At 52.9% G+C, this 23,673-nt stretch carries 31 protein-coding genes; 20 read left to right on the top strand and 11 right to left on the bottom strand.

Annotation, left to right across the window (positions count from 1 at the left end):
* Nucleotides 1-10: 10 nt before the first annotated feature.
* The 7 genes from TC41_RS15975 (at nt 11) to TC41_RS17405 (ending at nt 6,201) form a co-directional block, all read left to right on the top strand.
* Nucleotides 11-1,075 (top strand): DNA-processing protein DprA, encoded by a 1,065-nt coding sequence (locus TC41_RS15975; protein WP_148260194.1) that lies wholly within the window; start codon nt 11-13, stop codon nt 1,073-1,075.
* A 224-nt stretch (nt 1,076-1,299) separates the two neighbouring features.
* On the top strand, nt 1,300-2,397 hold the full coding sequence (locus TC41_RS16325; protein ID WP_158306747.1) for a ComF family protein: 1,098 nt from the start codon (nt 1,300-1,302) through the stop codon (nt 2,395-2,397).
* 107 nt (nt 2,398-2,504) lie between these two features.
* Nucleotides 2,505-2,984 carry a ParA family protein gene (locus TC41_RS11430; protein WP_014465210.1) on the top strand — a complete coding sequence of 160 codons (480 nt, stop codon included), beginning with the start codon at nt 2,505-2,507 and terminating at the stop codon, nt 2,982-2,984.
* On the top strand, nt 2,972-3,385 hold the full coding sequence (locus TC41_RS15440; RefSeq protein ID WP_158306746.1) for a hypothetical protein: 414 nt from the start codon (nt 2,972-2,974) through the stop codon (nt 3,383-3,385). The genes TC41_RS11430 and TC41_RS15440 overlap by 13 nt, the downstream gene beginning before the upstream one ends.
* Before the next feature lie 41 nt (nt 3,386-3,426).
* Nucleotides 3,427-3,927: a sigma factor-like helix-turn-helix DNA-binding protein gene (locus tag TC41_RS11425; RefSeq protein WP_014465208.1), complete on the top strand. Its 501-nt coding sequence runs from the start codon at nt 3,427-3,429 to the stop codon at nt 3,925-3,927.
* A gap of 394 nt (nt 3,928-4,321) precedes the next feature.
* Entirely contained in the window at nt 4,322-5,776 is a 1,455-nt protein-coding gene (locus TC41_RS15970) for a G1 family glutamic endopeptidase (RefSeq protein WP_014465207.1), read from the top strand.
* Between the two features lie 188 nt (nt 5,777-5,964).
* On the top strand, nt 5,965-6,201 hold the full coding sequence (locus tag TC41_RS17405) for a DUF7309 domain-containing protein (RefSeq protein ID WP_445595379.1): 237 nt from the start codon (nt 5,965-5,967) through the stop codon (nt 6,199-6,201).
* A gap of 101 nt (nt 6,202-6,302) precedes the next feature.
* Here the strand turns inward: TC41_RS17405 and TC41_RS11420 are convergent, their stop codons facing one another.
* From TC41_RS11420 to TC41_RS11410, 3 genes are read right to left on the bottom strand one after another with little or no spacing between them, the layout of a single operon-like run.
* On the bottom strand, nt 6,303-6,701 hold the full coding sequence (locus tag TC41_RS11420) for a YolD-like family protein (RefSeq protein ID WP_014465206.1): 399 nt from the start codon (nt 6,699-6,701) through the stop codon (nt 6,303-6,305).
* The gene (locus TC41_RS11415) at nt 6,698-7,954 is read right to left on the bottom strand and encodes a DNA polymerase IV (protein ID WP_014465205.1); all 1,257 of its coding nucleotides are present in this window, start codon (nt 7,952-7,954) and stop codon (nt 6,698-6,700) included. Before TC41_RS11415 ends, TC41_RS11420 begins: the two co-directional genes overlap by 4 nt.
* Nucleotides 7,951-8,208 carry a hypothetical protein gene (locus TC41_RS11410; protein ID WP_014465204.1) on the bottom strand — a complete coding sequence of 86 codons (258 nt, stop codon included), beginning with the start codon at nt 8,206-8,208 and terminating at the stop codon, nt 7,951-7,953. Before TC41_RS11410 ends, TC41_RS11415 begins: the two co-directional genes overlap by 4 nt.
* Before the next feature lie 280 nt (nt 8,209-8,488).
* Between TC41_RS11410 and TC41_RS11405 the strand changes: the two genes are divergently transcribed.
* Nucleotides 8,489-9,472 (top strand): hypothetical protein, encoded by a 984-nt coding sequence (locus tag TC41_RS11405; protein ID WP_148260193.1) that lies wholly within the window; start codon nt 8,489-8,491, stop codon nt 9,470-9,472.
* A gap of 843 nt (nt 9,473-10,315) precedes the next feature.
* On the opposite strand, the gene TC41_RS16315 is transcribed toward TC41_RS11405, so the two are convergent.
* The 5 genes from TC41_RS16315 to TC41_RS11380 form a co-directional block, all read right to left on the bottom strand.
* Nucleotides 10,316-10,882, bottom strand: a complete 567-nt coding sequence (locus tag TC41_RS16315) for a hypothetical protein (RefSeq protein ID WP_148260192.1) — start codon at nt 10,880-10,882, stop codon at nt 10,316-10,318.
* A 286-nt stretch (nt 10,883-11,168) separates the two neighbouring features.
* Nucleotides 11,169-11,537, bottom strand: coding sequence for a sigma-70 family RNA polymerase sigma factor (locus TC41_RS11395; protein ID WP_014465201.1), 369 nt, complete (start codon nt 11,535-11,537; stop codon nt 11,169-11,171).
* 20 nt (nt 11,538-11,557) lie between these two features.
* Nucleotides 11,558-11,755: a hypothetical protein gene (locus TC41_RS11390; protein ID WP_014465200.1), complete on the bottom strand. Its 198-nt coding sequence runs from the start codon at nt 11,753-11,755 to the stop codon at nt 11,558-11,560.
* Nucleotides 11,756-11,985: 230 nt separating this feature from the next.
* Nucleotides 11,986-12,330: a sigma-70 family RNA polymerase sigma factor gene (locus TC41_RS15965; RefSeq protein ID WP_148260191.1), complete on the bottom strand. Its 345-nt coding sequence runs from the start codon at nt 12,328-12,330 to the stop codon at nt 11,986-11,988.
* Between the two features lie 19 nt (nt 12,331-12,349).
* A complete protein-coding gene (locus TC41_RS11380) occupies nt 12,350-12,616 on the bottom strand; it encodes a hypothetical protein (RefSeq protein ID WP_014465198.1) in 267 nt (88 codons plus the stop codon).
* Nucleotides 12,617-12,859: 243 nt separating this feature from the next.
* Here TC41_RS11380 and TC41_RS11375 point away from each other — a divergent pair, with 243 nt between their 5' ends.
* From TC41_RS11375 to TC41_RS11335, 10 genes are all read left to right on the top strand, one after another.
* Nucleotides 12,860-13,630 (top strand): metallophosphoesterase, encoded by a 771-nt coding sequence (locus TC41_RS11375; RefSeq protein ID WP_258165046.1) that lies wholly within the window; start codon nt 12,860-12,862, stop codon nt 13,628-13,630.
* A gap of 58 nt (nt 13,631-13,688) precedes the next feature.
* Nucleotides 13,689-14,516, top strand: coding sequence for a transposase (locus TC41_RS11370; RefSeq protein ID WP_014465196.1), 828 nt, complete (start codon nt 13,689-13,691; stop codon nt 14,514-14,516).
* Nucleotides 14,517-14,721: 205 nt separating this feature from the next.
* Nucleotides 14,722-15,003 (top strand): nucleotidyltransferase family protein, encoded by a 282-nt coding sequence (locus TC41_RS11365; protein ID WP_014465195.1) that lies wholly within the window; start codon nt 14,722-14,724, stop codon nt 15,001-15,003.
* Nucleotides 15,000-15,329, top strand: a complete 330-nt coding sequence (locus TC41_RS11360) for a HepT-like ribonuclease domain-containing protein (protein ID WP_202797556.1) — start codon at nt 15,000-15,002, stop codon at nt 15,327-15,329. Before TC41_RS11365 ends, TC41_RS11360 begins: the two co-directional genes overlap by 4 nt.
* Nucleotides 15,330-15,351: 22 nt before the next feature.
* Nucleotides 15,352-15,522: a hypothetical protein gene (locus tag TC41_RS16570; RefSeq protein WP_193352808.1), complete on the top strand. Its 171-nt coding sequence runs from the start codon at nt 15,352-15,354 to the stop codon at nt 15,520-15,522.
* Between the two features lie 211 nt (nt 15,523-15,733).
* Nucleotides 15,734-16,150 (top strand): hypothetical protein, encoded by a 417-nt coding sequence (locus TC41_RS11350; protein WP_014465193.1) that lies wholly within the window; start codon nt 15,734-15,736, stop codon nt 16,148-16,150.
* Nucleotides 16,123-16,695, top strand: coding sequence for a site-2 protease family protein (locus TC41_RS11345; protein ID WP_158306745.1), 573 nt, complete (start codon nt 16,123-16,125; stop codon nt 16,693-16,695). Before TC41_RS11350 ends, TC41_RS11345 begins: the two co-directional genes overlap by 28 nt.
* A 226-nt stretch (nt 16,696-16,921) precedes the next feature.
* A complete protein-coding gene (locus TC41_RS15435) occupies nt 16,922-17,779 on the top strand; it encodes a hypothetical protein (protein ID WP_049784368.1) in 858 nt (285 codons plus the stop codon).
* Between the two features lie 24 nt (nt 17,780-17,803).
* The gene (locus TC41_RS17310) at nt 17,804-17,968 is read left to right on the top strand and encodes a DUF6011 domain-containing protein (RefSeq protein WP_374952855.1); all 165 of its coding nucleotides are present in this window, start codon (nt 17,804-17,806) and stop codon (nt 17,966-17,968) included.
* 290 nt (nt 17,969-18,258) lie between these two features.
* Entirely contained in the window at nt 18,259-19,686 is a 1,428-nt protein-coding gene (locus TC41_RS11335; RefSeq protein WP_041695388.1) for an ArdC-like ssDNA-binding domain-containing protein, read from the top strand.
* Between the two features lie 147 nt (nt 19,687-19,833).
* Here the strand turns inward: TC41_RS11335 and TC41_RS11330 are convergent, their stop codons facing one another.
* The gene (locus TC41_RS11330; protein ID WP_014465189.1) at nt 19,834-20,691 is read right to left on the bottom strand and encodes a Dam family site-specific DNA-(adenine-N6)-methyltransferase; all 858 of its coding nucleotides are present in this window, start codon (nt 20,689-20,691) and stop codon (nt 19,834-19,836) included.
* On the opposite strand from TC41_RS11330, the gene TC41_RS11325 reads away from it, so the two are divergent.
* Nucleotides 20,626-20,967, top strand: a complete 342-nt coding sequence (locus TC41_RS11325) for a hypothetical protein (protein ID WP_041695883.1) — start codon at nt 20,626-20,628, stop codon at nt 20,965-20,967. The two genes, TC41_RS11330 and TC41_RS11325, sit on opposite strands and share 66 nt — an antisense overlap.
* 37 nt (nt 20,968-21,004) lie before the next feature.
* Here TC41_RS11325 and TC41_RS15960 read toward each other — a convergent pair whose 3' ends face one another.
* Nucleotides 21,005-21,460: a type II toxin-antitoxin system death-on-curing family toxin gene (locus TC41_RS15960; protein WP_258165045.1), complete on the bottom strand. Its 456-nt coding sequence runs from the start codon at nt 21,458-21,460 to the stop codon at nt 21,005-21,007.
* 13 nt (nt 21,461-21,473) lie between these two features.
* Nucleotides 21,474-21,743, bottom strand: a complete 270-nt coding sequence (locus tag TC41_RS11315; protein ID WP_041695386.1) for a hypothetical protein — start codon at nt 21,741-21,743, stop codon at nt 21,474-21,476.
* A gap of 292 nt (nt 21,744-22,035) precedes the next feature.
* On the opposite strand from TC41_RS11315, the gene TC41_RS11310 reads away from it, so the two are divergent.
* A complete protein-coding gene (locus tag TC41_RS11310) occupies nt 22,036-23,037 on the top strand; it encodes a DEAD/DEAH box helicase family protein (protein WP_237700114.1) in 1,002 nt (333 codons plus the stop codon).
* Nucleotides 23,038-23,673 lie beyond the last annotated feature (636 nt).

Raw genomic sequence — 23,673 nt, 5'->3', positions numbered from 1 at the left:
ATGATGAGGAATGCGTGAGGATGAACTTCGTAAGTTCATTGCTGATCAAGTGATGTTTACACATGAAGTGGTTCAATATCTCGGTATTAGTCCTCAGAGACTTCATCAATTAGTTAAATCTGGGAAGTTGATTCCAGTGAAGCAAAGTCGTTCTAGTTTCCTGTTCTTAAGAAAGGACGTTGAGGAGCGGAAAAACGAAGTGAATCGTAATGCCGGCAGAAGGCCTAATGGAACCGGGGGGGAATACATGAGGTTTGAGAATGACCCCAAGATTGTTCAGGATGCACTAAATTATTTTACAATCCAGTCCTTATGTAAATGGGCACCGAAACGAACTCGGTCGTTGTATGATAGGATCAGTGCTTGTTTTGACATGTCAGAACCTATTGTTAAGAACCTGAACGGTGTATCCCAAATTCTGCAGATAGACAGCTCTGTAATTGTAAAAACGTATGCGTCGATTCAGAAGGGCTTTTCCCTTTTGCCGAATGATACTCACATAAGTAGGCTTGGGCAAGAAACATATCCACCATACCTTGCCTTAACTCATGAGGCACCGTTGTTTCTCTTTATGCGGGGTAATATTCGACTGCCACATTTGCATTGTGTGGCTATTGTTGGTACGCGAAACCCTACCCAAGAGGGTATCAAAAAGGCCTCTGCTTTAGCTGCATTGCTTGGTAAATATCGCATTGTTGTAGTGTCAGGTTTAGCAAGAGGCATTGACCGTGCTGCACATGAAGGTGCGCTCAGAAATAACATACCGACCATTGCAGTTATAGGTACACCGATTACAAAAACGTATCCGAAAGAGCACGAAAGATTGCAGGCCGAGATTGCGGAACGCGGGTTGCTTATTTCACAATTTGCTCCGTTGTCTCCTGTTCATAAATGGAATTTCCCTGCGAGAAATGCAGTAATGAGCGGTATCTGCCTAGCGACGGTTATTGTAGAGGCTGGGGAAACCAGTGGTGCACTGATTCAAGCTGACTATGCCTTGAAGCAAGACAGATTTGTTTTATACCACAAAGCGCCGTCGAAAATCCGCACCTTCGTTGGCCCAAAAATATGTTGAAGAAAAGGGGGCAATAAAATTTGGGAGAATCGACGAGCTGATAGAATATCTGCGGAATTCGAAAGTTATTAACGTAAGTGATGAAGCACTGAACATGGCGCGTAAAGAAGAGGGCTCCGTGTATGTTTACCGATATAAACAGTCTCCGTAACCTCATCATCAAACTGAACGATATCCTAAGCGAGGATCCTTGCTGGCCCGAGATATCTCGTCAAGTTCGATGCGTGTTCATTTATTCGGATTGGAATCAAATTGGAGAATTACAAGGACGTGTACACCCGTCGGCAGAGTTTGTTGAAGGACCTAGGCATGTCTTATTTGGCATCAACAAGCTCATCACAAGCGCACTAAACGCGATTGACGGACAAAAGTATGAAACTGCATATGCTACTTCGAACCTTTATGAAATACAAGCTCTGATGTCAGAACATATTGGAACTATCTTCGTTGGTGATCTAGATTCTGTCGTAAGGGGACATATGCCAGATTTGCTTGGATACATGCCGGACTTTCTCGCGCATGATGGAGCAGATGTGTTGAAAATTGTACGAAATGAATGGAAAGGATACTTATCAGAGGTCCTTACAACCAAAATTGATCGCTCGAACTGGTATGGCAACGGGGGATTATTGTTTTCTTTCAATCGTGAATACGATGGCTATACCTTTCGGGTATTTTGCGGAGGGCGTTACTTTGGCCCAAGGCATGAACGCTGGTCAGTGCATCAACTATCACACCGAATCTGGAAGAGCAAGCGTGATACGAGTCAAAATGAATTATTTGCAGAAGTGTTCTCTGTTTTGGTTAATGATGTAGAAAATAGATTTGAGGTAATAGACGGAATCACTCGTGTTCCTCCGCGTCCAAACGAGCAGGATCGCTTTAAGCCCATCGTGGAACTGCTATGTTCGCGGTTGGACAAACTCGATTTGAGTACTGCGCTAGTATGTACACAGAAGTATCCAAAACAAAAAGGTCTCGACAAAGAAGCACGTAGAGCTAACGTAAAAGATAAATTTCGTGCAACTGAGGAAGTGAGAGGGAAGCATGTTGTGCTTCTAGACGATGTTTACGTTACTGGATCTACAGCTTTAGAATGTGCCAAAACAATCATGGAAAAGGGAGCCCGAAAAGTAACCGTCGTTGTCTTAGCTCTCAATCAGTTTCCACCTGAATGGCGCAAATTTGTGACACTTCCGTGCCCAAACTGTAACGGCCAACTGACATTACGAATTGCATCTAATCAAGGTGCTTTTTTGGATGTAACCAGTGGGAGAACACAAAATGCAATGGTAAAATGGGATTTTGGATGGATGGCGTGAGAGAAATCGAATGGCTAACGATGACGACATTGACATCGTTGGTTCGGACATAACGTTTTGACAACTATTTTCATAATCCAAGAAAGATACTATCACGAAGGGAAAACATGAAGCGCATCCTGATGTTCTCCGCAAGCGGTGGGGTGGGTCGCACCACAACGACATACGCGATCGCACGCATGCTGGCCAATTGGGGTCGCCGTGTGCTTGTGATCGATGTCGATCTGGACTCGCCTGGTTCTACGACTGCGTTTGTGGAGCCGGACAAGCTGCCGCGCTATGGGGTTGTGGACTGGTTGGTCGATCAGCCAGCGGAGATAGAGATGGACATGGTTGCATCGCCGGCATGGACGGCTAAGCTTCCGGGGAAAATCGATGTCGTCCCGGCCTACGGACACAAAACTCAGGATTATCTGACCAAGCTCATGCGGGTGCATGCGAATGAGGCGTGGGCGGACCGTTTCGCAGACCTCGCGTCAAGGCTGGAAGCTGCCATCTGCCCAGATGTGACGCTGATTGACGGTCCAAGCGGTCTTTGGGGAGCCTCGCTTGTCCCGTCGCTCGACGCGACGGTGTGGATGTTTTGATGGACGATGAGACCACTTGGAACATGTATAGCCGCTTGTTCCAAAAGTGGCTGGCGACCGGGCTAGCGGAAGAGGTGCGCGAACGTATCAAGACCATTGCAGCTATGGTCCCGTTACGTCGCGCTGGCGAACACATGGAAACGCTCCGCGAGCGGGCGTGGGATGTCTTCCGAGACACGTTGTACGACGAGGATTGGGGGACGGAGCCTGTCTTCTCGTTCGATCTCGTGGACGAATCAGCGCCGCATTATGCAATACCGGTGTTCTGGATAGACGGGATAATGCACCCGAAGTCGTTGCGCGACATCAGCGGCAGCGGCATTGCACTCGACCTCGCGTACGCAGCGCTCGCACAGGAGATCAGTTGGCTGAAGGACGACGCATACATCGCCTGTGGATAACTCTGTGGATTCTGTGTGGATAACCTGTGGAGGGGACATCCATGCGTCGGGATCTGGACGACCTGATCGCGGAGTACGAGTCCACTCGCGAGGCGATCCGCCAAGCTCGGAACCGAGCGCGGCGAGAGGCCAATGATCAGGATGCCACTCTGTATGACAGCATGGTGAAGACACTTGACTATGCGCTGGCGGTGATGGAGGGCGAGTGTCGCGCTCCTCGGCGTGAAATCCTCGTTGGAGACCTGGCGGACCTTGACAGACTGGCGGCGCGGCGAAGGCGGTGGATGGACTGGGACGACGCGAGTGAGGGTGGCGAAGAGGAAGAACGTCTGCCCGTGGCGTGGCTGTCGATCCTGAGCCTGCGGGAAGCGGCGTGTCTCTTCGCATATGAGTCCGGTATGACGTACTCGGCGATCGCGCGGGAGCTTGGGATCACACGCGGCGCGGTGCAGAACCATCTGAAGCGGGCGAGGGCTAAGTTGAAGAGGGTGGAGGGGGCGCAGTTGGGGTTGTGGTCTGCTAACTGCTCAGGTCTACCGTGATTTCGTTGCATACGTTCGGTGTCCGGCCACTGGACCGATCCTGGGTAAAGAAAGTACGTCTTGCGCGAGATATTCCATGATGTGGTTTACAATGGTCGAATGAAACTACCTAGTGGGCCCCCTACGACGACTTGACACGGCCACACAATCTCGGACTTGATCTTGACAAAGAGTCAGTGATAACATTCCAGTATCACCAGTGTTAGAACAGGAATCGGCGCAAAAATATCGATTGATGGTTTTGAAGAATTCAATTTCTAAGCGTTTAACTGACTATACGTAGCGGGCTCCATGATAATTAGACGCTATACATTGTGTGTAGGCCACGCGCAGGAGTCATTCTGCAAAAACCTCTATTATACATGTCTGATCATGAAAAAGGAGGGTGAGACAGATGGATGTGCGTAAAATTTCTCTTTGCGGTTTTTTGGCGATCTTCGCAGCAATTCCGATGGCGGAACCAACCGTAGCTTCAGCGGCAACGCATTCGAAGGTCTCTACGATTTCAACCCAGGCATTGACTGCTTCCTCGGTACAGACACTTCCTGACGGAGGTCAGGAGTACATATATTACATCAATGGTGTCAAGAATGTATTCCCGGTACCACCCAAAGGATTTAATCCGCTGACGGCAACGGATGCACAACTTCGAGAATATGGGTTCCCGCCACGGCCTTCTGATCCCCAGAACCTTCAACAGTGGGAGCAGGAAATGAGTCATTGGAAACGGATGCTTCCGCCCAAGGTGGTAATGACAAATATTTCGCATCGTCTCATTCCGTATAATATTTCACATCGTCTCGTTCCGTATAAAGGGATTACCGAGAACACTTCTGACGCGGAACCAACCGTAGCTTCAGCGGCAACGCATTCGAAGGTCTCTACGATTTCAACCCAGGCATTGACTGCTTCCTCGGTACAGACACTTCCTGACGGAGGTCAGGAGTACATATATTACATCAATGGTGTCAAGAATGTATTCCCGGTACCACCCAAAGGATTTAATCCGCTGACGGCAACGGATGCACAACTTCGAGAATATGGGTTCCCGCCACGGCCTTCTGATCCCCAGAACCTTCAACAGTGGGAGCAGGAAATGAGTCATTGGAAACGGATGCTTCCGCCCAAGGTGGTAATGACAAATATTTCACATCGTCTCATTCCGTATACAGGGACTGCCGAGAATATTTCTGAAGGTGTATTCGCAGCAAGTAACTGGTCTGGTTACTACAACTATTCTAGTTACAATGAATGGGTAGCTGTTCAGGGGAGCTATACCCAACCCACAATGGGCCCCACCACATGTTCGCCAGCCTATGAATCAGCGTGGGCCGGTCTAGGGGGAATAAATTCGGGAGGATTAATACAGGCAGGAACCGAATTGAACTATAATTCGCCTTACGCATGGTACGAATACCTCGGAAAAGACGGATCAGGTGTGAATGAAATCTTGTTGCCAAACGTCACAGTAAACCCTGGAGATAACATCTACGTGTACGTCTCGTATGAATCTTCCACTGGTCAAACGGATTTTTATGTGGCTGACAATACCACTGGCACGTCCCAGTCGGTTTTGGTCAATCTGAACTCCAATTACTACGATGGAACGACGGCCGAGTGGATCGATGAGCGACCGAAGGTGAATGGTTCACTTTCCGCGCTGGCGAATTACCAACAGAACCCGTGGACAAATGCGCAGACATACAGCATATACGGATATTGGAATCCAATCGGTGCATTGGCCAATAATCAAATCTATATGTATGACGGCAGCGGGAATGTGATGTCCGCATCCAGCAGTCTCACTACTAGTTCTTCGTTCACAGATTATTGGCATCGTTGTGACTGACGATTCTCATGACAAAGGGGGCGTGTGGCCCTCTTTTGTCATGAGAATCGTTGGTTTTGGCGTGGCCAAGGCCAAACGTGATGTTGTTCTGTCAAGGAATCATATGCAAGGAGGGTTTCATCATTTCAAACGCACCTACGTTGAGCGAATGGCAGGAACTCTATGTTGCCGCTATTTAGCTCCGTCACTTGGCTCCGTGGCAATGGAAGCATGATGATGCCCTGTTCGCCGCCGAGGATCCTGATACCGCGGAGATCCGCTATTGTTCCATGATGGGTGCCCTCGGCGAGTTTCATGGACTGGCGGTCTTTCCAGGGGAAGCCGGATGGAGATCTCTTCAATTGCTTAGGGATGACGACGATTCATACCAGGCCGAAGAACAGCGGAGCGAGGCAAGTCTCACAATGTTGCAATCACTGCGGTAGCACGAGAATTGCTGGGTTTCATATGGGCGATCGCATGTGAGGAAGAGATCCATATATGTTCATTAAAACCCGGCTTCGACAGTTGGATCGAGCATGTAGACTCATGGACGAAACTGGAACCCAATCGCGGCGCGGCTTGTCGGACTTATCCACAGGCATGCGCCGCTTCCTGTAGCAATTCTCATTCGATCTCGATCACGTCGTCCAATCTCACGACTTGCTCGCTCGCCGTCGGTGGTTCTCACACGAAGTTCCCGTCCGCACACCGACACGCGGCCCATCAGCACCACATCGCGTTCCGGCATGAATACCGTCATCCGCACGGCGCGCCTCTCGCGAATTGCTTCGCTGAGCACATACTGCATTTCGTCCAAGCGTTCCTCGGCGAGCACCGGGCGCTTGCGTTTCGCTCGTTCACGCTGGATTTTCGCCATAAGTTCCCGATGCTCGGGCAGCACCAGTCGCATGGCCTCGAAGATGTTTCCGTCCCGGATGTTCATGCGTAGTGACCTCCGATTCGCAGACTCCGTTCACGCAGTTGCCCAGCGCGTGTCAGGCTCACCGCGCGCATGATCGACGTCTCGCCAAAGCGTGCGCGGATCTCGTCCACCGTCTCGTACAACCGTGTCTGCGCCGGCACGTTCTCGAACAGTGACAACTGGACGCTCTCACGGAACTGTAGCATGTCCACGCTCACCGACACGGCGCGCACACCGGAACCGTCCCAGTGTTGGTCCAGTAGCGCCAGGAGCACAGGATACAGCTCGCCCGGATCGTTTGTGGCGCGGGGCAAGGTCTTTGCACGGTAAAACCCGCCTGTCAATCCCTCGTAGGTGAGGCCAAGTCCCACACGCCGACCGGCTTGATGCGCCTGCCGGAGACGATGACACACTTCGTCCAGCAACTCCAGGATGACGACCGCGATGTCACTGCGCTCGTAGAAGTCCCGCGGCAGCGTCGTGCGATGGGAGAAGCCCTTGTGCGGCGTGCGGTAACTATGCGGGTTGATGTCGCTCACGTCGATCCCGTTCGCCCAACGGTGAATGACTTCGCCCCACACGCCAAACTCAGCCTTGAGCACCCCGACGGGCAGGCGCGCGACGTCGCCAATTGTCTCGCACTTGAACTTGTGCCGTAGGACTTCCGCCCGCCGTTTCAGGCCCCACATCTCCTCGACGGGCAAAGGATGGAGCACCGTCGGAATGTCCTCTTCCCGCCACCACACGATGCCACCAGGCGTCTTCTTGGCGGCTTTGTTCGCCATCTTCGCGAGCCACTTGTTCGGCGCCAGCCCATTGCGCGCGCGGATGCGAAACTGGTCCCAGATGCGCGCTTGGAGGTTACGTGCCGCCGCGATCGGGTCGGGGAACAAGTTTGATGGGTACGGGAACGCGATGAAGCCCTCGTCGACCGAGAACTGCTCTTGGAATGGGAAGCATTGCTGCATGAGCATCTGAATTCGAACCGACACGTGCAGGTAAAAGGCCATGTGCGGTCGTACGACGATGAGTCGTGGGTACAGCCGGAGCGCTTCTCCCAAGCGCATCGCATTCTCCACACCGTATCGCTTCGCCGTCGGCGTCGCGGCGAGGATAATGCCCGAACGCCTGGCCGGATCACCGGATACGACAAGCGGTGGGTCGGTGGAGTCATCGAACTCCTTGCGCCGGGCCGCGTACTCCTCGCGGCTCGCCACCTCACACGAGGCGTAGAAGCTCTGCATATCCACCAGGCCGTAGATGAGCTTAGTCATCGCGAGATCATTCCCGTCCGTCTGGCGCGATTCGCGGCTTCGGCCTCGAGCATCTTGCGCATGAAGACCGCTTCGTCGTAGCGGTCACCGATGCAGAACTCGACACGGACGTCCATGTTCCCGTCCTGGCGCTCGATGATGTGCAAGCCGTCCGCGCGCATCTGTGCCTTGAGTCGCGAAAGTTCGCGGTTGATGTGCGATTGGATGAGTTCAAGGATGAGGAGTTGCCGAAGAAGAGCGGTCGGTCGGTTCATAGGGCACCTCAGATACGAACGTATGTTCCTGTGTAGAGTATATCGAGTCTGGAGGTCGACGACAATCCCGGCGCCCCCTCGCCCGATGCCCGATTGATGTGCCTAGGGTGCGTTTGCGCATAGGTTGACGCCTCAATCATGAGCCAATTGGCGTATCCACATGATGCTCTTTGCGATCTCTTTGAAGTCGGTATTGCAGAATATGGATGTCACAGAGAACGGAACTGATGCGTCTTCATTGTGAAGACTAAGCATATTTTACGAAGGGGATGAAGCAGCGATGACAAGAAAGGCATGGACGAGAAGCGCCATGGGTGTAGGCATCGTATTGGGGACGCTCGTAGCAACCCCTGTGGTTTGGGCGAACGCCTCATCATCGATATGGTCTCCAACGGTGATTGAGGCGAATGGACAAGTCGTAAGTCACGTCGAGTACATCGTTGCGGTGGATCCGTTTTCGCATGAGAAAACGAGTTGGTTGCCCATTTGGTACCTGGAAACAGCTTTATCCAAATTGGGGGTCCAAAGCACATGGAACGGTCGTGTGTGGACCATGGCGACACCAAGCTCATGGCGCGCCGACGTGAAGAACACCATCGACAAGATGCCAACGGCTTCGGAGATGGAGTTGGTGATCGACGGCAAAGAAGTCGAAATCGCGCCGAAGCTTGTGGCGAAGGATCCGTGGGGCCATTCAGAAACGACGTATGCGCCAGTGTATTACGTGATGGAGGCAGTGCAGGCCGCTGGAGGCGAAGTCGCTTGGAATGGTGAACAATTGTCCTTGAATGCGCCAAACCCCACGTCTTCTTCGAATCAGTCGAAATCGTATACCGTGTCTCAGATGCGATTTTCAAGCGAATCGGCCGCTGTTGCTGATATCCAAAAGCTTGAGGCATCATACTGGGGAGGGACTTCTCAAAATCCTCCAGTCTCCATCGCACCGGGTGTAAAGGCCCAATTCAAAGGTGGAGCTGGGCAGAGTGCTTATGAGTGGAATGAAGGAGATTGGACTTTTATCGTTAAACTCTATAGTGCACCATCGACTACGCAAGACACGTTAAAGTCAATCGTCATGGACATTCAGGATAGTGCGTTAGCCGATGTCCGCACGAGAGGATTGGTCGTGATTACGCAGAACGATGAATCCACAAACATCTTTAACGTCCATGCGGTTTGGCAAAAAGGAACCTCGGTGTGGCAATTGAATGAGAAGGGCGTCCTTCTAACCGTGCTAAGGAACATTCAGCAAATAAGCCCCTGACGGCAGGGAAGCTGTCGCGATATGAACCAACTCAACGCGATAACAGTTCGCTTAAGGCGGTTTAAGAAGGTGCGAATCGTGTCGAAGAGACGCAAGATCGGAGTTTCATTTCTGTTGTTGGGCTCGTCGATGATGATAGTGTCCGTGGGGATTCGCTCGTTGCCTCCGGCTGTTCATTTGCTACTCTGGAGCGGGAGTTTTGGGATGACGATTGCCGCGATTGTAGCCATTACGGCGGGATTGAAGGTGGACTCCCCGAAGAGGGAATAGCAAATTGCCGATAAAAGTGTAGAAAAACGCAATGACGTCCCAAATGACGCGGAATCATGCCCGCAGAGGCTCCGGCTCGAAAATGAACACAATTCCGAAAAACGGGCGCGAAATGTGGGCTACGAGTTGGCGTTGCGCACGCATTGTAGGGAACACGAGGCGAAGCGAACGTATGTGCGGGGAACGAATCGCGATGATTTTGGGAATCTGGCGCGAGTTTTTGGGTACTGTCCACTGTTGACAACCAATCAACTGTTCGATGCATAATATGGAACAGAAAACGGGTGTTTGGAGGGAAGAAAATGGTGAGAGCGTTTAGAAATAAAGCAGTTATGTATTTTGTGATCCTTAATGTAATATATGGATTATCTTCTTTGTTTGTTTACGTTTTGTGGAAACACGTGATTCCATTTGTCTCATTAGTGCTGTGTGCTTCTGCGATTATTATTTCGCTTTGTTATGGACTACTAGTTGACACAGGGCAGGAAAGGGAAAATAGAGAACACGAATGAATCGCGACAAGAGAAGAGAATGGTCGCGATTCATTCGTGTGAGCTAAGTATGGATTAAATGTTAGACGGTTCCGCAGGCAAATGAACCACCGATGCCGTAAATCGCGGAACAAATTACACCAACCGCAGGGTTAATTAAAGACAGCGCGGTGCATGAATACGTTCCTGCTGCATACATAACAAGGCTGCAAAAGACAGAGTTCCAGTCTATGTGGGGTTTGAATTGGCCTTGTTCCGGAGTTTTTGAACTTGACGATATTTCAGGGCGGCTAATACTGGTGTCGAGCATCACTTTTCCATTGTCAATCATCAATACATGATATTCGTCTGAATCGATCTTTTCTGTTAAGATTAACTGGTATCCTTGTATCTGTAGTTCTGAATCGAGTGTAAGGATAAGGTAACTATCTGGAGCTCCGTCAATAGGATAAGAAACATAGTAAATGTTGCCTGAGTCGGACGCTAATTTGGAGTACAATGGACGCGAAAAGTCGATCTTACATTGGTTGCAATATTTAATCAGCTGATCTTGGGTGCCATCTGGTAACTTTTGAATAGCCAGTGCGCTTTGAATCTGTTCGATTTCTGTAAAATCCAACCTTGTGATTACTGGTGTTGTAGATGCCATTCTGATTCCTCCTCAAACCGTGATTATGCCCTGTTCGAGCAAGGGACCTTCTGATTTATCCCTCTACTGCTTAATAACGTTCTGACATGCCATTTTGAGTACCATCGTTGTAAATTATCTTCGTAGCTCGTACGAGCAAGCGGAGGCACACTTCTTGTTGCCAGTCATCTCGAGATACTCAGCACTGACACCTTATCTCATCGGAAAAGCATGCGTAGAGACCAAGTCCTGAGGTCTCTTTTTCGTACGGTTTCTAAAAAGTTGTGAACAGACTCACTGGTGCATCTCATGTGCTAATCGACTCCTTAAGGTTTCGAAGTGCAGATCGATGAAGCTTGCTCACCATTTTCTGACTCAGGTTCATTCGGTTCGCCACTTCTCGCTGACTCAAACCTTCAAAGTATAACGCGCGAATCACGGCACGTTCCCTTGCTGGCAATTGCTCGACTAGCCAATGGAGCTCAATGTTGTCCTCCGACGTTTTCTGTGCGGCAATCGTCTCGATCAGTTCGTCATCCTCTTCGTAGTCTCGGGGAGCGTTAAGAATCAGCAACTCTCGGTTCCAGCGTTTCCAGCGTCGATACTCGTCTATGACCGCGTTGTGGATGATTTTTCGGATCCACGCGATTTCTTGCTCTGGCGTGTAAGCTGTCATTCCTTGTGACGCTCCTTTTGTCATGCCTGATATTTGCTCGGGACGTGATCCAGCAATTCCTCCTGAATCCGTCTAGCCTGTTCCGCGAGAATAGTCGCAATTTCCGTCAAGCGTTCGCGTTCTTCCTCCGTCTCACACAAGTCGACGCACTCGACGTACGCGAGAAGTGCGCGGTGGGTTTGAGTTAACGCGTCAATCAATCGTTCTTTGCAGATCATGAAGATTCACCCTTTCACAGATTGGGTTCGGGACGAGGTTCACGCCTCGCCCCGATGTCGAAGCCACCAGCGGTAGAGGGCCATGCGAACGTCCTGGGCCAGGTCATCTTGCCAGCCAGGTGCGCGTGCACGGCTCTCCCCGCGGATGGTTGGTTCCAAACTAGCTAACAACCGTTCGAAAGTTTCGGCATCCATCTCTTGCAACTGTTGCAAGAGGTCGTCGGGTAAATTCATGGTTCCAACCAGCCTTTTCGTAGCGTGTCGAGACCTCGTTGTCGAATCTGGCGCACACGCCGAGGCGTGAGGCGAAGTTGTCGAGCAACCTCGGCTTGAGACCAGCCCAACACAATGAGGTCGAACAGAACCTCGTGTTCCGGCGACGGCAACTGATCAATCATCAATCGGACATCCGCGTCATCGAAGGCTCGGTGCGCATCAGGACAAGGTTGACGTTCCATCCAATCTTCTTCGACGTCTTCGTTGTGTTCCGGATGCAACCACTGCTCGCGTTGCCATCGTCGGTATCTGCGCGCGTGGCTTCGAGCCTGATTACGCGCAATCGCCTTCAGAGTCAAGACCAGCGCATAAGTAACGTTATCTGCTCGTGTACTTGTGATCGTCACGCTGGATCGTCTCCTGTAATAAAATGGATGACGACACGAGATGTACACTGCCGGTGGCAACGGCAGCGACCAGGAGACCGTTGAGCAACAGGGCAACCCAAGCGGCGACACCCGATGGCAACACCGGTGAGGAGAGACCAAAGACCAACTCTCCAAAACCGACGTCAAGCCAGTAGTCAGGCAACTGTTTGAGTCCGGGCAGGCGATGAGCCATCTGTGTCAGAAGCAAGGTGGCCATTGCCGCCCCTGCAATTGTGTGAAGTGACGACGGTGTGAAAGCGTTTGGCGTCATGCCGATCGCCTCGCTTTGCCTAGATGGACGTAGGAGGAAGCCGAAATGTGGCATCATCCGCCATGTCCTTCTATGGACTTCATTGCAATGACAACAAGGAATCGGACGGGGCAGTGAGGTCGATTTGTGAACGTTTTGTGAAATGAAAGGTGTGATCGTGCGCATGAGGTTTCGGGTTCTCGACCTTACATCGCAAGCAGGCACAAGGAAGTTTGGGTTGTCGGCGACATCCATGGCTATTGGGACATGTTCGCGGAACTGTTGGAGCGAATCGACTATCGGCCTGAGACTCATGTGATTGTGAGCGTCGGCGATCTGGTCAATCGGGGCGAAAATTCGCCTGCTGTAGTGCACTGGTTTGAGAAGAACGGGTACGCCGTCCGAGGCAATCACGAGGACATGTGGATGAACTTTTGGGCAGAGCACGGTCTCCCGTACGACGAGTCCGGTGAATTGAATCCTAAATGGGACTCTCCAACTAGGACCTGTGCCTTCTGGGAAAATGGGCAGATGGCGACCTTGTGCCAGTTTCGGTTTGGGCAGTTCCCTGCGCAAGAGTGGCTGGAGTACCTGGCGTCGTTGCCGCACGCCATTGTGATTGGCGACTATCTGATTGTCCATGCAGGCGTGGATCCGAATCGTCCGTTCGAAGAGCAGGACATCGACACGTTAACCTGGGTCACTCGCGGCTTTGTGGACTATCCAGGTGAAATCCCAACTGTGGCGCGAATGGGCAAACGACTGGTGGTCGGGCATTGTGAGACGTTCTTATTCGGACGAATTGGAGAACCTGTGATTCGTCCAGACCGCGTGCACATCGACCTCGGGACGGCAAACGAGATCGGACTGGCGGCGTTTTGTCTCAATGACGAGCGCGTGGTGATTGTGGACTCGCCGAAGAGGGAGTGGCAGGTGCCAAAGATCCGGGCGTATCTCCAAGAAGCGCGAGTACCGTGGTGAAAGAACAGTTGGCCGCTCGCACAGAGCGGCAGTATACTGAAGACAAACGGAGGTCACGATGAAACTAGCGAGGAACGCGAATGATATTGTCGCGAAGCATCTGACGAACGCGTTGCCAGGCGATGTGCTGTCGGTGATCGGTATCACCCATGCAAACGTCGTGCGCGCGGTTCCAACGGAGATTCCGAAGGTCGAAGTGCGGCAGGAGTTCACGGATATCATGCTGGAACTCGCCGACGGTCGGCTCTTGCATCTGGAGTTTCAGACCACGCGCGAGCCGAATCTGTATCGGTTTGCAGCGTACGACGTCGCGATCGCGGAACGCTATCGGCGTCCGATTCGCACCGTCGTTCTCTACACGGGCGATGTCAAGAGTGCGCCGTCGGAGTTGGATGCGGGTAGTTTTCGCTACGCTGTGGAAAACGTGTATTTGAATCGGCTGGACGGCGACGGAGCGTTAGATACGGTCAAACGACACTTGGCCGTGCATGAGTGGACGGCGGAAGACCGCGTGCGTCTAGCCTTTGCGTTCCATATGCGGTTTGAGCGAAGGACGCGGGATGAGGCGTTTGAGGAGATTGTCGAGACCGTGCAGAGCATTCCGGATCGACATGAGCAGAACGATTTGGCGGCGCTCATTCTGGGATTCAGCGGACGAATTTTAGCAGATGAGCAAAAAGCGCGTTTAAGGAGGGTGTTGGAGATGACGGAACTGCTGAAGGAAATTGTTGAAGAGGCTCAAAATCGTGCTCGGCGTGAAAGAGATCGCGAAATCGCCGAGCGGATGTTCCGCAAAGGCGCGTCAATCGCGGATGTAGTGGAGTTGACAGGGCTTTCAGAGCAAGAAGCGCAGGAGGTGCTGAGGCGCGTCCGAGGGGAGACTTGATCGATGCGCAAAGGCCGCAACTGCTGGCGAGCACAGGCGGGTGTTAAACGATTCCATGGGGGTCGAGTTTATGAGTTCAGTTCGAGAGGATATACATTGTCTTCTAGATGTCATTCCAATTTCAGACCTGTTCAAGACGCGCCGATATTATGAAGCGTTACAGAAAGGAAGAAACATATTCCAATCCGAATGTCCAGTATGGACAATGAAGAAACTGAAGCCCCTCAAGGACTCTATTCTCGATATCGCACGTCGCCATCGTGTTCAAAACCTCTGGGTGTTCGGTTCTGTCGCTCGGGGGGAAGCCGACGAGTACAGCGATGTGGATTTTCTGGCCGAATTTCAGGAAGGGGCAACGCTTCTTGATTTGAGTGCTCTTCGCGAAGAGTTGTCGGAACTTCTAGATTGTGACGTACATGTCGTGTCGAAACGCTCTTTTTCGGAATGTGAATTGCAAGATGTCATGCGCGAGGCGAAAAGCCTGTGAATAAGTATGACGAAAAACATCTTCGTGATATGCTGGAAGCCATTCGGCGTATCGAAGAATACACTCGCGGTGGGAGAGAAGCATTCTTCTCCTCTACCCTGATACAAGATGCGGTTATTCGGAATATTGAGATTATAGGAGAAGCTGCTGGGCGATTAGGGGTGATTGCTCATCTTAGAAGAGATATTCCGTGGAAAGAAATAAGGGGCATGCGAAACGTTCTGATACACGACTATGGGAATGTTGATATTCATTTGGTTTGGGATACTGTGTGCAAAGATGTTCCAGATTTGAAGAAGAAATTGTTGGAACTTATTGATGAGTAAGAAGCGAAGTGGTGGTTTGGCGATGACGGAGTTGCTGAAGGAGATTGTGGAAGAAGCAAAGGATGAGCGAAGCAAGGAAATTGCCGAGCGGATGTTCCGCGATGGCGCGTCCGTCGCAGACGTCGTCGAGTTGACGGGGCTTTCGGAGCAGGAGGCCGTGGAGGTGCTGAGGCGGGTTCGAGGGGAGGCGTGATCCCATGGGCAAGGCCCGCAATGGTCGCGCGAAGCGCATTCGCGAAGGTGGACTGGACCCGACGATTGCGCGAGGGACGTGGTTCAGAAAGCCGCAGACGCAAGTGGTGCCGAACAAGAAAGCGGAGAGTCGCCGCGCAGCTTGCCGAAGGTGGCAGGGGCGCGGTAATTTTTGCCCTGCAAACGCCCTCCTTGTAGGGAGGGATTGCTGGATGGTGCTCGAACTGATCGCTTGGTACGTCGTAATTGGTGCTGTGATCGTCGGTTCTCACTACTTCCATGTTGCAGTCGAATGGCGTGTGCTGGCCGGGATGGGTTATCTGGTTTTGTCGTATCTCTGGTATCTGTCGCTACGCCGCAACGATCCATCAGTCAGCGACCCGTTCGGCGCGTTGATGGGTGCAGGGTACACGGCAGCCGTGTGCCTGGGGTTGGCGTTTTCAGCGTTGGTGCCGATTCAGGAGCTCGTCGTTGGGTACATGTTGTGGGCGTGGGCGGCCAGTTCGTACGCTGGGAGATTTGCGTTTCGCAAAAAGGAGGGCAACCGACTTGAGATGCTGGCCGTGGTGATCTTTCCACATGTGGTCGTCTGGGAAGATTGGTGGCTGAGGAAACGAGGCATATGTTAAGCGGAATGAAAGGGTTGCTCGTCGGCCTGTTTTGTCTGGCGTGGAATCTGCTTCCTCATACATGGCAGGGGTGGATTGCCGTCGCGGTGTCGTTACCCTTCATCCTCCATGTTCAAATCCTCATTCACGAACTCGGACACTATGTGTTTCGCAAGATCTTCGTGGTTCCGACCAAACGAATGGTCATTGGAACAGGCCCTCTGATGTTTCGCATCAAGAGCTTCGAGGTGCGATGGATTCCGACGAGTGGTAGTGTGGGGCCGGGTGTATACTGCATGGATATTCCAGTCCGACACAAGCTGTGGGTGTACAGGGGTGGAATCCTGGCAAACGGCGTTTCGATGTTGCTGTGGCTCAAGAACCCAGTGTGGGTTCTGTGCGGTCTGATGATGATTTGGGCAAACACCCGGGTGGTTGTCTTTCGTGAAAAACGCACGATGACGGATGGTGCGTGGATCGCATTGCTTCGCGGCGGTTTTCGGTTGCCGGAAGGTTTTGAGCCATGCACAGAGGATTCGGGATTTGAAGGTACGCAAGAAGGCTGAATTCGCCGCGTCGCTTCCAAGGAAGGCAAGGGCGCGGCGGTGTTCATTTTATGGCACGGTACCGTGTTTGACGGGCACTCAACAGCGCCTCCAGACGTTCCGACATCCGAAGGAGCTCAAGATTGACCAAGGCTCGGAGACGCGGGTTACAGTCGTGTGGTCCAGATGACGTTTTTGTCCTGCAAACGCCCTATAGACGAAGACACCAATCTTCGTCTTGGAGGCGATGAACGTGAACACGGATCTGTTGTTGGAGGTTCGCGAACTGCGGGATCGACTGGCGGACAGGACGGATGTGCTGGAGAAGGTCAAGGCGTTGACGTTGTTGCCGGACGATCTCCATGCCACTGTAGCGCTGGTGGCTTCCTACTATGAGGTACCGAAGAAGGCGATCGACAGTTTGATTTTAGACCATCGTGACGAACTCGAACAGGACGGATTGCGGACAATATCGGGCGCTGAACTGATCTCCTTTAAGGAGATGGGTGTAGTTCCCAAAAACACAGCTTCCCTTACGATTGTACCCCGCCGCGCCATTCTCCGCATCGGTATGCTTCTTCGGGACAGCCAGGTTGCCAAGACGGTTCGCACGTACTTGCTGAACGTCGAGGAAGAGGCGCGTATCGAGGCACCGCAGGTCGTGGATCGAGCGGTTAGGCGCATTTCGTGGCGTGAGGTTTACTCGACTGTAAATTACAAGAAGAAGCTTGGAAAACTAATTGGGTTGTCCGACGGCACCGCAACGCTCTTGGCGTTGTCGCACACGGAGCGCGAGTTCGGTGTCGATCTCAGCGAGTACAAGCGGCACATTCGCGACGACGACCTGGACGAGACATTTTCACCGACGGAACTCGGCAAGCGGATGTCGCCGCCCGTGTCGGCGCAACGCATGAATCGGTTGCTCGCCGAAGCCGGATTGCAACGATGGGACGAGGCGGCGCGGGCGTGGGTGCTGACGGACGCCGGAAAGCCGTATGCGAAACTGTTACCGGTAGAGATGTTCCGTCCTGATAAAAATGTGTCGACGACGAAGTATGCAATTCGGTGGAAGCTGACGGTGTTGCAGGAGTTGATGAATCGATGACCGACTCGTGGGAGGGGATTTTTTATGTCCACGTGTGTGCGTTGCGGTCGCCCTCTTCGTTCACCGTCCAGCATTCGCCGCGGTGCTGGGCCTGCGTGCGCGAAGTTGTTGTTGCGACAAGGTCGGGGGGGGGCGGATGCCACGGGGATGTTCCGCGTCATTGGACGAGCGGGTGCAGCGTCTCTTTAATGCGGGAGATCGAGTTGATGCGCCGACGTTGACTCACAGTCCGTCTTCCAATGCGGTGGTTGCCACGCCGCAGTTTGCGCGTGTTACCGCCACGGCGGCCAAGCGAATGATGATGGATGCGGATGTTCCTGCTCGGCATCGGGAATTCCTGCTGTCCGGGTTGCCTCACGTTACTCGCGAGTACGGCTTCAGCAATAGAGGCGAGGAACTGGAGACACGACTTTTGGGCAAATTTTGCCCTGCAAGCCCCCTTCTCACGAGAGCACTTTCTCGTCGAAGGGGGTTTTTCCATGACTAACTGCGTTCGTTGCACGCGCACACTGCGGGCGGAACCGAGCATTCGCCGTGGTGCCGGCCCGGTGTGCGCCAAGTGGTTGCTGCGTCAGGTCGGTTGGACGGGGCGTGTGCCCAAAGGCTGGAGCGTCATGTCGGACGAGCGCGTCCAGCGCTTTCTGAAGCGACCACTGTTGTCGCCGGATATTCCGGATGACCAGGCGCCCCTCATCAGCACGCACGGTGCGCTTGAGACGATCGCGCCGAAAGCCAGGCCCTTGGAGTCGTATTCGGCGGAGGAACTGCGTAAGGCCGTGGTTCGGGTGCCCAGTCACCTTGCAGCGGAGTACGGAAACGAGGACTATGACGGTACGAATCGCGAACTCTATCAACGCGCGCGGGCGCTGGGGCTGAATGAGTCCAGCGCGGCCCGGTGGGCGGAGACGGGATCGCCGCCTCAAGCCGTTGAGACGGAGGATGAAGTTCCACTCGGTGGGCCTGCGACGGCGGACAATCCGGACGACGCTCAGGGCGAGGCGACGGAGCAGCGCGCGTTTGTGACGCACAGCCGGAACCCGAAGGTGCAGGAGGCGTTCGAGCGGCTCAACGCGTTGTTGGACACGTTCCAGGACAGCGAGCAATTCAAGCGCTACCTGGAGTTTGCGGCGCGCGTGCCGCGGTACAGCTTTCACAATGTCATGCTGATTTACGCTCAACGCCCGAACGCGTCGTGCGTCATGGGCTACAAGAAGTGGCAGGAGTTCGGGCGCCACGTCATGCGCGGCGAGCGGGGCATCAGCATCCTGGCACCGCTGATCAAGAAGGTGCCGGAAGAGGACGAACACGGCAATCCGGTGTTGGACGAGAATGGTGAACCTGTCCTTAAGCAAAAGCTCGTTGGGTTCAAGACAGTGACGGTGTTCGACATCTCACAGACAGATGGCGAACCGATTCCGGTGCTGGATGAGCGAATCGAAGGCGATCGGCATGTGGAGCTCCGGGATCGGCTGATGAGTGTGATTCGCAGCAAGGGGATCCCGGTTTCTTACGAATCGCGACAGCGACTGCATGGCGCGAACGGTATCTACCACCTAGAGGACCGAAAGATCAGCCTGTCCGACGGGTTGTCGCCGGATCAGGAGGCGAAGACGCTGATCCACGAATACGCCCATGCGCTGATGCATGCCGATTTCGACGATCGGTTCACGGTTGTTGAGGGAGGCGGACCATCGCCCGAGCGTCAGCAGATGGAGATCGAGGCGGAGGCGGTCGCGTACTGCGTGGCGTCGGCGTTTGGGTTCGACACCCGCGACTATTCGGTCAGCTATGTGTGGGCGTGGTCCGGGGGCGACAAGCGCAAACTGCGTGCGAGCCTCGAACGGATCACGAAGACGGCACAACAAATCATCGAGGAGATCGAACGAGTTTCCTCGGCGAGGCCGTGACGGACAGGCGTTGTTCTAAATCAAACGATTCCGCCGCGCCACTCTTTAGGGGACTGGCGCGGCGTTTCTGCGAATACGCACGTGTGCGGGCGGGAATTGAGCTTGCGCTCGAACGCGAGTGTAAAACATATCCATGCACTCTGCAACTCACAATGCTCGAAAGACCGCGATCAACTCTTCGACCACACGCGCCGTCTGCCGATGCTGACTCCCGATATTTCTTGGTACCTCGACGACGTGGATTTCCGCGCCCCGATACAAGGACTCGACCGCAGGCGTTCGATGATTCGAGATCACAACGGTGACGCCGCGCTCTGCAAGTGCCCGAGCGTAGTCGGCCAACACCTCGTGATCGCACCACGAAAAGCCGCCTGGCGAATACTCCACGAAGTTCGACGTGTCGGAGAGCGGTACGTAGGGCGGATCGCAGTAGACGACATCATTCGGGCGCGCTTGCTTCATCAGGTCGCGAAAGTCGGCGTGGACGAATGCCGCTCGCTTCGACCGCTCGACGAAGTGGCGCATCTCCGCTTCAGGAAAGTAGATTCTCTTCCGATACCCGAACGGTGCGTTGAAACGACCGTGTCGATTGTATCGGATCAAGCCGTGGATACTGTGACGGTTGAGATAGACGAAGAGCGCCGCTCTGCGCCACGGATCCGCCGTGCTGTGCCACGGATCCGCCGTGCTGTTGAACTCATCGCGCAGTTCGTAGTACCGCTCGGGAGTGTTGTTCTCGGGCACGAACAGCTCACGGCAGGCCTCAATGAACGCTTCGCCGTGCGCTTGGAGCATCTGGTGCGCGAGGATCAGGTCGCGGTTGACGTCGCCGAGCAGGTGCTCGGGATAATCTAAGTTCAGGAACACCGCGCCGGCACCGACGAACGGTTCGATGAGGCGACGACCGGGCGGGAGAAGTTTGTTAAGGGAGGCGATCACATGTCGATCGAGCAAGCTATTCTGCAAGAATGGATTCGAGAGATGTTGGAAAATGCACGACAGCATCAGCGCAAGCGGGTGCGACAGCCATCTAACGAGTACGAAGGTGGCGCTGTCATTGCGTACTACGAAATGCTGAACTCGCTGCGGAACACGCTTGAGGCGTTTGGCCTTGACCTTCGTGCGTATGGCCTGGACGTGGATCTGGAGGAAGAACTGCTAAGTCTAAGGCGGGTTGGGCGACGGAAGCCGCTTCGAGATGTCCGTACGGTGGCTGGTGCTTGGAAGGAGCACGAAGAAGAGGTGCGACAAGAGTTATTCGAGGATCTGGAGCGTATGTGATGATGGAGCCAACGCTGTCCATAGGGTGAGTCCATCTTTACCCATCCGTGTTTCTGAACTCAGATAAAACTTGTTTCCATCTCCCTCTTTCTAACGGGGCATAACTGATCCATTTTCTAATCGTACGGCCTATTCGCGAGACAGGTGGCTTATGGACAGCAATATCGCATGCGAAGTCCACCAGTTTTTTCTGACTGACTTTCACTCTATAATGATTGAGATCCAAGAAGACAATCATGGCCAGAACGGCGGTTCGTTTGTTCGCGTTATGAAAAGGATGGTTTTGGATGATGGAACGAACAAGACAGGCCGCTTTGTCATAAATGGTCGGATATAATTCCTGACCATCGAATGTCTGGCGCATCTCATTGAGAGCCGACAGGAGCAAATTCGGATCCTTGATTCCGAATTGCTCCTGTGTGCCACTGTATTCGTAATTATCATAAAAATGAGCGGCAATAAAATGCAGAAATACAAGTTCCTCGACTGACAGATAACGTATCGCTTTAATGCTTCGACAACTCCTTGAGAGCCTTCTCGTACTTCAAAGCTGTCTTTATGGCCTTTTTCGCGAACGAAGGATCGATCTTGCTTTTCCAGTCGTTCGACAATCCAAGTTCCCGAACCACAGAAGGAGGAAGTTCAAGATGATTTAATTCCTTGAGGATCGCCGTCATGTCGCTTCCCTCCGTTTCGCTAGGGCTGCCCTTATCATAGTATCGTCTGCTGGCGAGACGCAATGTTTTCTTGGCGATCTTCCTGTGAAAGTTCATCATTCCACACCTCATCATTTACCATCACCAGTTTTGCCTAACTGATTGATGTATATGCTTGTTGCCGGAGAAGGTGTGGGATCAATCCGTGGCTTCATTTTGTCTTACGCCGCCCCTCTATGTCGGAGGGGCGATTCTCATGGACACACTGGTGTTTGCAGCAAAGCGTGGTGCATTTGTACTCCGGCGTCGCGGATGAGGCGGAGGTTAGCCAATCAAGAAGGAAGTTCGCATTCGAATATCGAAGAAAGCACAAGATTTGCTTGGAATCCAAGGTGTTGAACGGGTGATCAAGATGGGGTTTTGGGAGCAATACGAAAACTTGCAGAATGAGGCGTCGTCTCCACAAGAGCGCGGGCGCTTATTCGAACGATTTTTGCTTGCGTTCCTGCGCGACGGGCATTACCCAGGTGCCCGGTTTGTGTGGGTTAAGACATATCGAGATTGGATTATGGACACGCAACCAGAGCGTTCTCAGCAAGACGAAGGTATCGATTTGGTGGCTGAAGACACTGAGCACCATTTGTGGGCAATCCAATCCAAGGACCATCGTGACCCGGTGGACTGGCGTGAACTTTCGACGTTTGTTGCGTCCGCAACGTCACCGCGGTTTTCGTTCACGAAGTTCTTAGTAGTTGCAGTTGGTGGCGTTACCCGCACGGCGGAAGCCCGCTGTCAAGAACGTGGTATCGCTGTTTGGACTGGGGAGGATTTTGAAACTGCCGATATAGATTGGGAACAGTTCACCTGGCAAGCGTCTGAAGCAATGACGCGCCATGTGCCGGTGAGTCTGCGTCCATACCAAGAGGAAGCCGTTGCAGCCATTCTCTCTGGCTGGGAAGCAAACGATCGTGGAAAGTGCATTATGCCGCCAGGGACGGGAAAGACGTTAGTGGCGCTTCGAACTGTTGAACGTTTCGCACAACCAAGAGACCTTGTTCTCTTCTGCGCACCTTCAATCGCCTTAGTCAATCAGACGATACGAGCTTGGAAGCGCGACGCGACGGTGCAGCTTCGTTTTGTTGCCGTAACTTCCGACCGAGGGGTGGGGCGCGACGAGGACACAGGAGACATTTCGCTGATTATCCCACCAACTACGAATCATGAAGAGTTGGTTCGTGCCGCTCAACCCGTAGATGACGCAATCATCGTTGTGGTAAGCACTTATCAATCCCTCCACGTCGTAGCAGATGCCCAACAGCAAGGTTTGCCTGAGTTTCGTGTGGCCATTGCGGATGAAGCGCACCGGACGACAGGCGTGGCGTATGAAGAAGAGGAAGATCCATCTGACTTTTGATGTTCCATGACGATGATCGGATTCATGCACATCGTCGATTGTATTTGACAGCTACGCCACGCCTCTTTACCGAAGCCCATCGAAATCGACTTGAACGTGAAGGACTGCGGACTTATGGCATGGACAATCTTGAAACGTTCGGACCCGAATTTTTCAGATATAGCTTTCGTAGAGGCGTTGAAGAGGGGTATTTGGCAAATTATTGCGTCCGCGTAATGTTCTTTAGCGAGCGAAGAGTACAACAGATGTTCGTTGATTGGGTGCAGGAAACAGACGCTCCTCAAGTTCCAGATTTGGTCAGGGCGTATGCTTTGTCCAGAGCGCTCATGGATGAAGACATTCAGCCGCCTCTACAACGGCTCATTACTTTGTCAATTCGCGAGCGAAATCGCAAGCGATTGTGGATACTTGGAACAAGCTTGAGAAACGCTTCGGAATGTCACGCCCAGTTTTGTCGCACACATGGATGGCACGATGTCCATGCGTGAGCGAGCAAAGTTGCTTCGCTGTCTTGAAACACTGACGGATCGCGAAGGGAATTCTGTAGATCACGTTCTTATTACGAATGCCAGAGTGCTCACCGAAGGTATCGATGTTCCCGACTTGGACGCCGTGGTGTTTTTGGAGCCACGAAGA

Origin of the sequence: Alicyclobacillus acidocaldarius subsp. acidocaldarius Tc-4-1, assembly GCF_000219875.1 — a bacterium.
Taxonomy (GTDB): domain Bacteria; phylum Bacillota; class Bacilli; order Alicyclobacillales; family Alicyclobacillaceae; genus Alicyclobacillus; species Alicyclobacillus acidocaldarius_A.
The sequence above is the reverse complement of the archived record's forward strand: the minus strand, read 5'-3'. Positions and strand labels throughout refer to the sequence as shown.